The organism is Halostella pelagica (assembly GCF_004762015.1).
Lineage (GTDB): Archaea > Halobacteriota > Halobacteria > Halobacteriales > Natronoarchaeaceae > Halostella > Halostella pelagica.
This window is the reverse complement of the sequence record NZ_SJES01000001.1, coordinates 573,026-585,666: the sequence shown is the minus strand read 5'-3', so window position 1 is coordinate 585,666 and position 12,641 is coordinate 573,026. Positions and strand designations below refer to the sequence as shown.

Sequence of the window (12,641 nt, the reverse complement as noted above, 5' to 3'; positions counted from 1 at the left end):
ATATGGTTGTAAAACTTCCGCCTCTCGTCGCGTCCGTCTCGGCCGTCGGTCCCTTCGACCGTCGATCACTCCCGGGTCCGGCGGACACCCGGCTACTCTCGCGCCCGGCCGACCGCCCGCTCGACGCGCTCGGGGGTGAGCGCGGAGAGCGGCACCCGTTCGCCGCCGGTAGCCTCGACAACGTCCCCGGTCAGGCCGGTACGGTCGTCCCCGCCGGCGTCCACGGCGACGACGTGTGCGCCCCGGTCGGCGAGCGCCTCGGCGGCCGCTCGCGTCTCCGCAGTGGGGTTCTCGCTCGCGTTCGCCCGCCCGTCGGTGACGAGCACGACGACGCTCGTCGCGGGGTCGGCCCGCGCCACGACTTCGCTCGTCGTCCGCAGGCCCGCCGGGAGCGGCGTCCGGTCGCCGACGGGCAGTTCCTTCAGGTGCCGCGCCGCCAGCGTCACGCTGTCCGTCGGCGGCAGGAGCACCTCGGCGTCGTCGCCCGCGAACGCCACGACGGCGACGTCGTCGCGCTGCTCGTAGGCGTCCTGCAACAGTTCCAGCGCGACGCCCTTCGCCGTCCGCATCGGCCCGCGCATCGACGCGCTCGCGTCCAGCGCGAACACGACTAAGGCGTTGCTCTCGCCCGAGCGCACCGACTGCCGGAGGTCCCGTGACTCGACGCTGTCCGACCCGCGCGCCGCGGCCGCCCTGACGGACGCGGCGGCGTCGACGCTCCCCGATTCAGCTCGTTCGGTGCGGACTCGTGCTCCCTCGTTGTCCGCGCTGGGGGTCAGGTCGGCGCGGGAGCCGGTGCCGCCGGCGCCCGTCGCCGCTGTCGCCGCCTCCGTCTCCACGCCCGGCGCGACGGCGTCGCCGACCTCAGCCCGGGTCTGACCGGGGATCAGCGGCGTGCCGTCCACCCCGTCGTCACCGTCGGGGCGGTTCTCGTCGTTCCCGTTCTCCGGGTCGCCCGCTTCGCCATCGTCAGTATCGCCGCGGCACCCGTCGCGCTCGTCCGGACTGTTGCCGTCGCTCCCCCCGGCTGGTCGCGGTTGGGGTGCGTCGCCTGCGCCGCCGTCCTGGCCACCGGTATCGTCGCTCTTGCCGGGTTCGCCCGATCCGTTGTCCGAACTGTCTCCGTCCTCAGTCGGTTCGTTTCTCTCTCCGTCGGCGTCGCCGGAACCACCTGCCTCGTCGCCGTCCGCGCCGCTCTCGCCGTCGCCATCGTCACTGTCTCTACCGTCTGCCGTGTCGTCGCCCGCGCTCTCCCCTTCGTCGAAGTGGTCGTCCACCACGTCCTCCGGGTCGGGCGCGTCCTCGAACGGTTTCGACTGAAGTCGGTGGGGCAGGGTCAGCTCTGCGGCGCGGCGCACGTCGCCCTCGATGACGCTCGCGCGGCCGGAAAGCGCCGCGATGGTCCGGGCGGCCCGTGCGGTGGCGATGTCGCCGCGGTGGCCGTCGACGCCGGCATCCCGGCAGAGCTCTGCGATCTCCGCCGCGAACTCGCGGGGGAGCGTCACGTCGTCTATCAGGTCGCGGGCGGAAAGCAGCGACTCGCGGTGGTCGGCGGTGGCGTCGTCAGCGGCCGCCCACGAGTCGTTCAGCGCGCGGTCGATGATCTCCACGCGGTCGTCGACGTCCTCGCAGCCGGTCACCGTCGCCTGGAGCGCGAAGCGGTCGCGTAGCTGGGGTCGCAGATCACCCTCCTCCGGGTTCATCGTCCCGACGAGGGTGAACTCCGCGGGGTGGGCGACACTGACGCCGTCACGTTCGACGCGGTTGACGCCGCTCGCCGCGGCGTCGAGCAGAACGTCCACGAGATGGTCGTCGAGTAGATTCACCTCGTCGACGTAGAGGATGCCGCGGTTCGCCCGGGCGAGCAGGCCGGGATCGAACTCGGGGTCGCCGTCCAGCGCGTCCGCGACCGACAGCGTGCCGACGACGCGCTCTCGCGTCGCGCCCAGCGGCAGGGTGACGAGCGGGACCGGGCGCGTCTCGACCGGCGGGTCCGCGCGCTCGCGGCAGTCCGCGCACTGCCGGTCGGGGTCGTCCGGCGGACAGCCGTACGGGCAGTCGGCGACGGCACGCTGTTCCGGGAGGAGGTCGGCCAGCGCCCGCACCGCGGTGGACTTGGCGGTCCCCTTCTCGCCGCGAACGAGCAGGCCGTCTATCGCGTCGTTCGCGCCGACGACGAGCAGCGCCTCCTTCAGCGCCGCCTGCCCGACGACCGCCCCGAACGGCACGGCCGTCGACAGCTTTTTGCCGCTCGCTAAATCAACCATACTTGTATTATTCACAATAGAGGTTTAACAACGTTATGCCTACCATCGCCATCTACACCGCGACCGAGAACGAGCTCGGGGCCGTCCAGCGCGCCGCCGAGCGGATAGACGCGGATCTGGTCGTGCGCTCGGAGAGCGACCTGGACGACGAACCCGACGTGGACGAGTTCGTCGAGGCCGCCGCCGACGCCACGGCCGCCGTGTTCTGGCTCCACGGCGCAGAGGACAGCATGCCCGGCTACGACCGCGCCGTTTCCCGTCTGGCGGAGGCCGGTACGCCGCTGGTCGTGAAAGCCACCGGCGACGCGTTCGCGTTCGAAGACACCTCCGCCGCCGCCGAGCAGCGTGAGACGGTCTATGAATACCTCGACCGCGGCGGCGCGGTCAACGTCGAGAACTGCGTGCGCTACCTCGTCGACGAGTTCGCCGACGCGGAGCGGGAGTACGACGAACCCGTCGCGCTTCCGACCGAGGGCGTCTACCACCCGGACCACCCCGGGGCCGAGTACGAAGAACTGCGCGCCTCGCTCGACCCCGACAGTCCCACGGTCGCCGTCTGGTTCTACGAGTCGCACTGGACCCACGAGAACACGCGGTACGTCGACGCGCTGGTCCGCCACGTCGAGGCGCAGGGCGCGGACGCGCTCCCTGTGTTTTGCAACCCGGCGACCGACACGGAAGAGCAGGAAGACGCCGAGTGGGTCACCGACGAGTGGCTCACGGACGACGAGGGCGACCCGGTCGTCGACGCCGTCCTCTCCTCCTTTATGTTCTCGCTGTCGATGGACGAGCGGGGCCGCAGCGCCGCCGACGAGGGCGATTCCGCCGAGGACGTGTTCCTCGACCGCCTCGGCGTCCCCGTCCTGCAGACGATCACGACGATGCGGTCGCGCTCGCGCTACCAGTCCTCGGACACGGGCGTGATGGGCTTCGAACTCGCGCTGTCGGTCGCGCTGCCGGAGTTCGACGGCAACGTCATCACCCACCCGATCAGTGGGAAGGAGCGCACCGACGACGACGCCGGTATCGGCTCCGCACCGAAACAGCACTTCCCCATCGAGGACCGGGTCGACCACGCCGCCCGCCTCGCCGTCAACTGGGCGCACCTACGCCACGTACCCAACGACGAGAAACGGGTCGCCGTCGTCCTGCACAACTACCCGCCGAGCGACGACGGCATCGGCACCGCGTTCGGCCTCGACAGCCCCGAGAGCACGGTGAACCTGCTCGACGAACTGGGCGCGCGAGGGTACGACCTCGGAGGCCGTCGGCCAGAGTCCGGCCAGTCGCTCGTCGAGACGCTCACCTCGCAACTGACGCTGGACGACCGCTGGGTCGCGCCGGAAGACGTGCGCGAGCGCTCGGTCGACGTGGTGTCGCCGGAGCAGTACGCCGACTGGTTCGCCGAAACCGACGAGCGATTCAGAGAGAACGTGGTCGAAGAGTGGGGCGAGGCCCCCGACCGCCCGTTCGCCATCCCGGGCGTGGAGTTCGGCAACGTCCTCGTGACGGTTCAGCCCCCGCGCGGGTTCGGCATGGACCCGTCGAAGGTGTACCACGACTCGGACCTCCAACCGCCCCACGACTACGTCGCGTTCTACTCGTGGCTCCGGAACGAGTTCGACGCCGACGGCGTCGTCCACCTCGGCACGCACGGCAGTCTAGAGTGGCTCCCGGGCAAGACCGTCGGTTTGAACGGCGAGAGTGCACCCGACCAGCTTATCGACGACCTACCGAACGTCTACCCGTACATCGTCAACAATCCCGGTGAGGGGACGCAGGCCAAGCGCCGCTCCTACGCCGCCGTCGTCGACTACCTGACGCCGGTGATGTCGAACGCTGGGACGTACGACGAGATAGCCGAACTGGAGGAACTCGCCGACCGCTACCGAGAGGCCGGGATGGAGGACGCTCGCACCGACGACGGCGAGCATCTCGAACAGCTGATCCGGGAGACGGTGGACGAACTCGACCTCGCGGTCGAGTTGGGTATCGCCGGAGAGATAGACGAGAAGGCCGACGTGCGCGGGCCGGACGAGGCGGGAACGACGCTGGCGGAGGGCGACGTGGACGGGGACGAGGCGGACATCGACGAACTCGTCGAGCGCGTCCACGAGTACGTCACCGACGTGAAGACGACGCAGATCCGCCTCGGCCTGCACACGATGAGCGAACCGCCCGCTGACGACCGTCTCGTGGAGTATCTCGTCGCGCTCACCCGGCTCGAAAACCCGGGCGCGCCGAGCCTCCGCGAGAGCGTCGCCGGCGTCCTCGGCGTCGACTACCAGACGATGCTCGACGAACCGGGCGCGTACGACGAGACCCTCGGGATGACCTACGCCGAGGCCGCCGACGAGGTGTACGAGACGAGCGTCGACCTCGTGGAGACGCTCGCGGAGTACGAGTTCGACCTGCCGGCGAACGAGCAGGAGGCGGGACCGGATGACGAGGTGAACGCCAACCTGCTCGTCGTCGACATCGAACCGCTCGGTGACGGTCGCGCCAAGCGCGGCGCACACGACGACCTACGGGAGGCGCTCACGTACATCTGCGAGGAGGCGCAACCGCGTGTCCAGGGGTCCGAGGACGAGATCCCCCGCACCGCAGACGCGCTGGCCGGCGAGTACGTCCCGCCGGGCGGCAGCGGTGCGCCGACCCGCGGCGGCGTTGACCTCCTGCCGACGGCGCGGAACTTCTACACGCTCGACCCGCGGAAGGTGCCAGCGAAGAGCGCGTGGCAGGTCGGCAGCGAGGTCGCCGACGGCGTCGCCGAGCGCCATCACGCTGAGGAGGGCGAGTACCCCGAGGAGATCGGCGTCGTCGCGTGGGGCACGCCGACCGTCCGCACCCGCGGCGAAACCATCGCGCAGGTGCTCGCGCTGATGGGCGTCGAACCGGTGTGGACAGATGCCGGTCGGGTCGACGACGTGGAACCGATCCCGCTTTCCGAACTGGACCGCCCGCGCATCGACGTGACGACGCGCGTCTCCGGGCTGTTCCGTGACGCCTTCCCCGCCGCGGCGGGCGTCATCCACGACGCGGTGGAGGCGGTGGTCGACCTCGACGAACCGAACGAGATGAACTACGTCAAAAAGCACGTCGAGGAGGAGGCCGAGCGCCTGACCGAAGAGCGCGGTCTGGACGAGAGCGACGCCCGGGCGGCCGCCACGCACCGCGTGTTCACGACCCGTCCCGGCGGCTACGGCGCGGGGACGAACAAGGCGGTCGACGAGGGCAACTGGGACGACCGCTCCGATCTGGCAGAGGTGTACGTCCAGTGGGGCGGCTACGCCATGGGCTCTCGCGGGAAGGTGTTGGAGGCCCACGACGCCTTCGAGCGTCGCCTCGGCAGCGTCGAGGCGACCGTAAAGATCGAAGACACCGCCGAACAGGACGAGTTCGACTCCTCGGACTGGTACGCGTTCCACGGCGGCTTCATCTCCGCCGTCGCGGAGACGGCGGGCGAGGAACCTGCCTCCTACGTCGGCGACTCCTCGGACCCGGACAACGTCGACGTGTACACCAACGAGGAGAAGGTCCGCAAGGCGATGCGCGCCCGCGTCCTCAACCCGCAGTGGCTCGATTCGATGGAGGAACACGACTACAAGGGCGCGGGCGACCTCTCGACCACCGTCGACGTCGTCCTCGGCTGGGACGCGACGACCGGCGTCGTCAGCGATACGCTCTGGGAGGACGTGGCCGAGAAGTACGCCTTCGACGCCGACCGGCAGGACTGGCTCCGCGACGTGAACCCGTGGGCGCTGGAGAGCATCACCGACACCCTGCTGGAAGCGGTCGAGCGCAACCTCTGGGACGCCGACGACGAGACGGAGGAGCGCCTGCGCGACCTGAACCTGCGGGTCGACGGCGACCTGGAAGCGCGTGCCAGTGGGACGGACTCCACGGAGGTGGCAAGCGATGACGACTGAGGGAGCCGAAGACGCCGACTCCGCCGGATCCGAGTCCGACGACGGTGACTTCGAGGAGTACGCCGACCTCGGCGCGACGACTTCGAATGCGATGGAGATAGCGGAGACGAGCATGGACCGCGTTCGGCGGATCGTGCCGGACGAGACGCTCGCGGACCGGATACGCCAGAAGTCGGTCCACGCGACCGGCGACCCCGAGTTCCAGCACCTCGTGCGCTTTACCGGGACCGACGACAGCGAACCGGTCCGGGTCGGCGCGCGGGCGGTGCTGGACGAACAGCCGATCGTCACGGACATCACGATGGTCATGGAGGGGATCACAGGTCGCGGCCACGATTGTCCCGTTCGGAAGGCCATCGGAAACGGTACGGAACTCGCCGCCGAGACGGGGATGACCCGAACCGCGGCGTCGGTCCTGGAACTCGACAAGGAGGGCGTCTACGACGGTGCGATCGCCGCCATTGGCAACGCCCCGACCGCGGCGCTGGCGCTCGCGGACTGCATCGAGGACGGCACCCGCCCGGCCGTCGTCGTCGCGACGCCGGTCGGATTCGTGAAGGCCGCCGAGAGTCGGGAACGCCTGCGCGAGGTCTGCGAGGAACACGGCGTCCCCGCCGTCACGAACGTCGGCCGGCGCGGCGGCAGCGGCCTCGCCGCGGGCCTGACGAACGAACTGGTACACGTGGCGAGCGACGCGAGAGACGGCGAGGTCACCCTCGCGGAGCGCGACCCGTGAGCGACTACGACCTCGACGCCGGCCCTGACCCGGCGACGTTCGCGGCGGCCGAACCGGAGGATCCGGCCCCTGAAACTCCCGTCTACGCCGTCGGCATCGGCCCCGGAAACCCCGAGTTCCTGACGCCGCGGGGCGAGCGAGCGATCCGCGATGCGGACGTGCTCGTGGGTTTCGAGACCGTCGTCGAGTTCGTCGCTGACCTGACCGACGCCGACCTGCTGACCTGCGGGTACAAGGACGAGGCGGCGGCGCTGGAAACGTTCGCGGAGCGCGTCGCCGCCGGCGAGCGCGGCACCGCGGTGCTGATGGGTGACCCGAACCACTCCGGCTACCAGTTCCTCGGCAAGGTAGACGACGCAGCGGACCGCCCCGTCCGCGTCGTTCCCGGCATCTCCTCGCTCCAGGTCGCCGCCAGCAGGGCGCGGACGCCGATGGAGGACAGCGAGTTCGTCACGCTCCACAAGAGCGGCGACCTGACCGACGACCTCGACCGACTCCGCGCGGCCGTCGGCGACCGCCACCTGCTCGTCCTGCCGCGGCCGTTCGACCTGATGCCCGGCGACGTGGCGGCAGAGTTGCTCGACGCCGGCGCGGACCCGTCACTTTCGGCGCTCGTGCTGGAACGGCTGACTCACGACGACGAGTCGATCACGCGGACGACGCTCGGCAGCCTGACGGAACACGCCGGCGGGAGCGGCCCCGAGTCGACGCCGTTTTCCGACCTGTCGGTGCTGGCCATACGGCGGTAGGTACGACCCGCCCCCGCGACGGGCCTGCGACTCGCGTCGCCTTTCGCGGTCCCCGACATGACTCCTCGCCCACAGTTGCCTAGGACTACCCGTGTCCGCGGGCTATCCTCGTACATGGTACAAGAGGACATCGGACAGGCGACTATCGTGTACGAGGGACCGGACGGCGACGCCGTCGAGCGGACGGTCGACAACGAACACGTGGCGTACTTCCAGGACCACTGGATCATCAAGATAGACGACGAGGAGACGGAAGAGGAAGAGCGGATGGAGGGGAGAGACACGGTGCGGCGGATCCCCGCACAGCGCGTCTACTACGTCGAGCGGTCCGTCGAGGAGTTCGAGGAGGAGGTCAAGACGATCAGGGACCAGGTGCAGTCGATCACGGAAGACCTCCGCTCGAAACTGATCGGCGGGGGGCAGTCCAGTCAGCAGAGCGACCGGGAACCCGAGCGCATCGAAGTCGAGCGCGGCGATACCGAGTCGGGACGGAAGTAGGTGACGCCGACGGACGACTAGGCCCGGCGCTATCGACGCCCGTGGACGACGAGCGGCGAGCGCTCAGCGACCAACGCGGACCGAACGGTCAGGTCGGCTACTCGTACGGATGGCTCTCGTTCCCGTCCGGGACGGTGTACGCCTCGATCCACGGCGGGCAGTCGCGGCCAGTCCACTCGAACAGGCCGCGTTTCTCGTTGGCGTAGTAGAGGCGGTATGCGTCCACGTAGTCGGTGGCCTGCCACTCGCCGGTGACCTGCGGCGGGTCGGACGCCTCCTCGCTCGGCCAGTCGAGTCCGGCGACAGTCTCCTCGTCCAGCGACTCGACCGTCGCCCACGACCCGTGTTCTTTCTCGGGCGGGTGGTCGTACCGATGCCGCCACTCCTCGTGAGCGAGGCGGACGTACTCGCGGAGGCGGTTCCAGTTCGCGAGCGAGTCCGCGGTCCAGACCGTAAGCGGGTGGTCCGGGTGCGTGAAATAGAGGTCGTCGGACCCTGGGTAACCGTTGAGTTGGACTGCCGTCGTCAGCACCATCGAACACTCGAAGACGCTGCTCAGCACGTGTTTGTCCACGAGGTACTCGACGGCGCGAGCGGTGTCGCGGTCCAGCCAGAACGCGTTGACCACACGGGCGGTAGGCGACAGCGACGATTATGTCCGTCGCCACCTCTCGCCGTTCCGAGTGATTCCGGGGCCTCGCGTCCGTCGCCGTACGCTCGGGACGCTTCCGGTGGACTGGACGGTCGCGACGACGATCCGGCTATGTTGACGGGCCCTCCCGCGCGGAAGACCTGCGCCGCGGCATGACTGTCGAGATCGTTCCGGACGAGTGAGACGTGCTTCCGGTCGTCGAGGGGCGCTCCGGTCCCTCGGCGGGGCCGCGGCGATGTAGTGTCCGCTCCTCAGTCGCCGCGGCCGTCGGTCGCCATCGGCCGGGCGTTCATCGCCAGCGTCGCCTCGAACGACGACGGGTGCGAGCCGCCGGCCATGACGCGTTGCGTGTCGACCGCCGCGCGCATCGCGTCGGTCACGCCCTCGTGCGTCCCGAGCACGTCGGCGTAGGCGATGCCGCCGCGGTCGAGTTCCAGTTTCCGCGGGATCTCCTCCTCGGTCGCCCGCCCGCCGGTGAGAAACAGCGGTACTGCGACCGCGTCGTCGCCAGTGACGTTGTACCGGACGCACTCCACGGCGGGGTTTTGCAGCAGATAGCAGGTCTCCACCTCGTCGTAGGTGCCCCGGTCCCTGAGACGCGAGGCGTGATGTTCGACGGTCTGTCGGCCGTACGGGAGCGCGCTGTTACCCAACCCGACCAGAACGAGCGAGTCCGCGCGGGGGGAACGCGTGGCGGCGCGGTCGCAGATCGCTCCGGTGACGCCCGGACTGCGTCCGATCGGCTCGCAGTAGTGGACCTCTCCGGGGCAGTACGACAGCGCCGCCGGGATGTCGTCCGTCGTCTCGTAGGTGTGTGCGATCGTTACCGGCAACGCGTACACCGTCTCGGCCTCGATGTCGGTGAACTCGTCGGCCAGTTCGTGAACGGTGTCGTGTTCGTAGTAGGCGGTCCGGACCGAGTCGGCGATGTCGGACTCTCGGAGTCGCCGAGCGTGGGTCCCGACCACGTCGCGGGCTTGGGTCGTGTCTCGGGCGATGAGAAGGAGCGCGTCTGTCATTGTACTTTGTTCAATTGAGTTTGCTTTAGCGCAACTCAGGTTGACTAACGAATCGATGGAATCGGTTAAATAACTTGCGTCTCGGGAGGTTTCGGCGATCGTACCCCCTTCACGTCGGGCGATCCGGCGCTCGTCACTCCTCAAAGCGGTCGCTCGCTTCACGAAAGAGGCCGTCGAGTATCTCCGGCGTCGTGGGGTGGTAGGCCCGGTCCGGCAGGTCGCGCACGTCCAGTTCCATCTCGACTGCGACCTGCATAGTCTTCGCCATGACGTCCGCGTGGTAGTGCAGTCCCTGATAGCCGAGTACCGTCCCGTCGTCGGGGTCGACGACGAGCGTCGCACGACCCTCTGGAACGTCCTTCGACTTGAACACCCCGTCGTCGCTCGCCTCGCGCGTCACGGCGACGTGGTCGACCCCCTTCGCTTCGGCCGACTCGACCGAGTGGCCCACGCGGGCGAAGGGGTAGACGCCGAGGCCCGAGAAGATGACGTGGTGGTGGACGTTCTCGTACGAGGAAAGCGTCTGTTCGCGGCAGTGCGACAGGATGTTCTCGGCCGCTTTGAACCCCTGTTCCTTCGCGACGTGGAGGATCGGTTCGTGCCCGTTCACGTCGCCGACGACGAACACGCGCTCGTCATCGCGGGCCTGCATCGTGTCCTGCACCCACCCTGCCCCCGGATCGAGCGCGGTCTCTTCGAGGCAGAGGCCGTCGATGTTCGGCCGGCGGCCGGTAAAGAGGAACAGTTCGTCGGCCTCGACCGCCTCGTCGTCCCCGTCGCGGTCGAGATGCAGACGCACGCCGCCGTCGTCGGTCGGTTCGAGCCGTTCCTCGTACGTCTCCGTCAGCACGTTTACGTCCCACTCCTCCTCGTAGAGGTCGAGGAGTTCGTCGCCGTACTCGGGGTCCGCCTCGTCTAGCGGGCGCTCGTCGTGTTCGATCACGGTGAGCGAGGTGCCCGCTTCGGCGAGATAGGGCACTAACTCCAGCCCGACATAGCCGAACCCCATCACGACGCCCGACTCCGGGAGATCCGTGGCGTCCAGCACGTCCGCGCTCGTCGCGTAGTCCACGTCGTCGATTCCGTCGATATTGGGTACGTTCACGGTCGACCCCGTCGCGATCACTACGTAGTCGGTCTCTATCGTCCGGTCGCCGACCGCGAGAGTCCGGTCGTCGACGAACCGCGCCGCCTCGTGCAGGAACTCCACGTCGTCGCGCTCGGCCATCTCGTGGACAGCCTCGCGGCGGTGCTCCGCGAACCCGAGTACGTGGTCGTCTTTCGTCTCGACGACGCGCTCTAAGTCGACCTCGGGGAGGTCCCCGGTCAGGCGGTGGTCGTGACGGGCCTGAAAGCGGTGTGCGCCCGCCGAGATGACCTCCTTCGACGGCATACAGCCTCGAAGAATGCAGAGGCCGCCACCGGGTTCCCCGTCGTCGATCAGCGTCAGTTCCACGTCCGACTCGTCTACGAGTTCGCCCGCGGCGGCGACGCCGGCGCTCCCGTACGCGCCGATAATGGCGACGTGTGGCATAGGAGAGCGTGCGGCCCCCTGCCGCTTATCCGTTCGGGGAACTGTGCGTCAGGGGCGCACGACTCGAACTCCCGTGCGTGTCGGAACGAAAGCGGCGATACCGGCCAGACTGAGGCTGACAGGGACGGCGGTCGTAACGCCGGCTACCGCGATATCTGATCGAGGTCGTCGCCGATGACGGACTCGACTTCCCGTTTAGTCACTGTCGCGACGTCGCCGGGGATAGTGCGCTTGAGCGACGCGGTGGCGGCGGCGTACTGGAGCGCACGCGGTACGTCGTCGCCGGTCAGGCGGCGACCGAGGAACGCGCCTACGAAGGCGTCGCCCGTGCCGATGGCGTCGACGGTGTCGGTCTCGTACACCTCTTGGTCGTGGACGACGTTGTCGTGCCAGGCGAGCGAGCCGTGTTCGCCCTGCGTGACGACGACCGTCTGGAAGTCGTACTTCGAGGCGAGGTGGTGTGCGAGTTCCGGTGCGTCACCCTCGTATCCGAGCACCGTCTCCGCGTCGCGGAAGGGGATGGCGAGTATATCTATCAGTTGAAAGAGCTTCGTCACCGTCTTGCGCGCCTCGCCCGGGGACCAGAGCTTCGAGCGGTAGTTCAGGTCGAATGCGGTCGTCGTGCCGGCCTTCTTGGCGACCTGAAGGAGGTTCGCCGTCGTGTCCCGGAGCGTGTCGGACAGCGCCGGCGTGATCCCGCTCGTGAAGAAGGCGCGGGCGTTTCGGATGGCTTCGAGGTCGAACTCCTCGGCGCTCGCCGTCGTCACCGCGGCGTTCGCTCGGTCGTACACGACGTTTGTCCCGCGGGGCGCGCCGGCTGATTCGAGGTAGTACGTCCCCTGGCGGCCCTCGTCCGACCAGACGACATCGGTGTCGATTCCGTACCCGCGCAGGCCGTTGTCGACGCGACGACCGAGCGGGGAGTCGGGAAGTTTCGACATCCACGTCGAGACCGCTCCGAGACGCTCGGCGGCGACCGCGGCGTTGCTCTCCGCACCCGCCGCTCGGAACTCCAGTTCCGACGCCGTCTCCAGGCGTTCGTCTCCGGGCGGTGAGAGGCGGAGCATAGTCTCGCCGAACGTTACGAGGTCGCTCATGTGTTCTTTCCGGGCGCTGGAGGGCGCTCGGCCGATTCACGTCGGTCGATCGTCCGGTTCATACCCCCGCAAACGGACGGGACTGGTATAAGTCCCCCCGATCGCTCGTGTTTCGTAGCGGTTCCGGGGCGCTGGACACGTTCGCGTTCCCCGGGCGGCC

The 12,641-nt window shown here is 68.9% G+C and carries 9 protein-coding genes; 4 read left to right on the top strand and 5 right to left on the bottom strand.

Annotated elements, in window-relative coordinates; all coding sequences use genetic code 11:
- Nucleotides 1–92: 92 nt before the first annotated feature.
- Nucleotides 93–2,267, bottom strand: a complete 2,175-nt coding sequence (locus EYW42_RS02875) for a VWA domain-containing protein (protein ID WP_135533745.1) — start codon at nucleotides 2,265–2,267, stop codon at nucleotides 93–95.
- A gap of 35 nt (nucleotides 2,268–2,302) precedes the next feature.
- Here EYW42_RS02875 and cobN point away from each other — a divergent pair, with 35 nt between their 5' ends.
- The 4 genes from cobN to EYW42_RS02855 all read left to right on the top strand — a co-directional run bounded on the left by cobN (nucleotide 2,303) and on the right by EYW42_RS02855 (nucleotide 8,179).
- Nucleotides 2,303–6,196, top strand: a complete 3,894-nt coding sequence (gene cobN / locus EYW42_RS02870) for a cobaltochelatase subunit CobN (protein WP_135533744.1) — start codon at nucleotides 2,303–2,305, stop codon at nucleotides 6,194–6,196.
- Nucleotides 6,186–6,932, top strand: coding sequence for a precorrin-8X methylmutase (locus EYW42_RS02865; RefSeq protein ID WP_135533743.1), 747 nt, complete (start codon nucleotides 6,186–6,188; stop codon nucleotides 6,930–6,932). Before cobN ends, EYW42_RS02865 begins: the two co-directional genes overlap by 11 nt.
- On the top strand, nucleotides 6,929–7,681 hold the full coding sequence (locus EYW42_RS02860; protein ID WP_135533742.1) for a cobalt-precorrin-7 (C(5))-methyltransferase: 753 nt from the start codon (nucleotides 6,929–6,931) through the stop codon (nucleotides 7,679–7,681). The genes EYW42_RS02865 and EYW42_RS02860 overlap by 4 nt, the downstream gene beginning before the upstream one ends.
- Before the next feature lie 114 nt (nucleotides 7,682–7,795).
- Nucleotides 7,796–8,179 (top strand): hypothetical protein, encoded by a 384-nt coding sequence (locus EYW42_RS02855; RefSeq protein ID WP_135533741.1) that lies wholly within the window; start codon nucleotides 7,796–7,798, stop codon nucleotides 8,177–8,179.
- A gap of 97 nt (nucleotides 8,180–8,276) precedes the next feature.
- Here the strand turns inward: EYW42_RS02855 and EYW42_RS02850 are convergent, their stop codons facing one another.
- The 4 genes from EYW42_RS02850 to kdgK1 form a co-directional block, all read right to left on the bottom strand.
- Nucleotides 8,277–8,807, bottom strand: coding sequence for a hypothetical protein (locus tag EYW42_RS02850; RefSeq protein WP_135533740.1), 531 nt, complete (start codon nucleotides 8,805–8,807; stop codon nucleotides 8,277–8,279).
- 275 nt (nucleotides 8,808–9,082) lie between these two features.
- Entirely contained in the window at nucleotides 9,083–9,850 is a 768-nt protein-coding gene (locus EYW42_RS02845; protein ID WP_135533739.1) for a CbiX/SirB N-terminal domain-containing protein, read from the bottom strand.
- Nucleotides 9,851–9,983: 133 nt separating this feature from the next.
- Nucleotides 9,984–11,384 (bottom strand): dihydrolipoyl dehydrogenase family protein, encoded by a 1,401-nt coding sequence (locus EYW42_RS02840; protein WP_135533738.1) that lies wholly within the window; start codon nucleotides 11,382–11,384, stop codon nucleotides 9,984–9,986.
- A 143-nt stretch (nucleotides 11,385–11,527) separates the two neighbouring features.
- A complete protein-coding gene (gene kdgK1 / locus EYW42_RS02835; RefSeq protein ID WP_135533737.1) occupies nucleotides 11,528–12,481 on the bottom strand; it encodes a bifunctional 2-dehydro-3-deoxygluconokinase/2-dehydro-3-deoxygalactonokinase in 954 nt (317 codons plus the stop codon).
- Nucleotides 12,482–12,641 lie beyond the last annotated feature (160 nt).

What these genes read in the sequence shown, in the direction of transcription:
- EYW42_RS02875 (WP_135533745.1), bottom strand. Translation starts at nt 2,267, where the DNA reads ATGGTTGATTTAGCGAGCGGCAAAAAGCTGTCGACGGCCGTGCCGTTC.
- cobN (WP_135533744.1), top strand. Translation starts at nt 2,303, where the DNA reads ATGCCTACCATCGCCATCTACACCGCGACCGAGAACGAGCTCGGGGCC.
- EYW42_RS02865 (WP_135533743.1), top strand. Translation starts at nt 6,186, where the DNA reads ATGACGACTGAGGGAGCCGAAGACGCCGACTCCGCCGGATCCGAGTCC.
- EYW42_RS02855 (WP_135533741.1), top strand. Translation starts at nt 7,796, where the DNA reads ATGGTACAAGAGGACATCGGACAGGCGACTATCGTGTACGAGGGACCG.
- EYW42_RS02845 (WP_135533739.1), bottom strand. Translation starts at nt 9,850, where the DNA reads ATGACAGACGCGCTCCTTCTCATCGCCCGAGACACGACCCAAGCCCGC.
- EYW42_RS02840 (WP_135533738.1), bottom strand. Translation starts at nt 11,384, where the DNA reads ATGCCACACGTCGCCATTATCGGCGCGTACGGGAGCGCCGGCGTCGCC.
- kdgK1 (WP_135533737.1), bottom strand. Translation starts at nt 12,481, where the DNA reads ATGAGCGACCTCGTAACGTTCGGCGAGACTATGCTCCGCCTCTCACCG.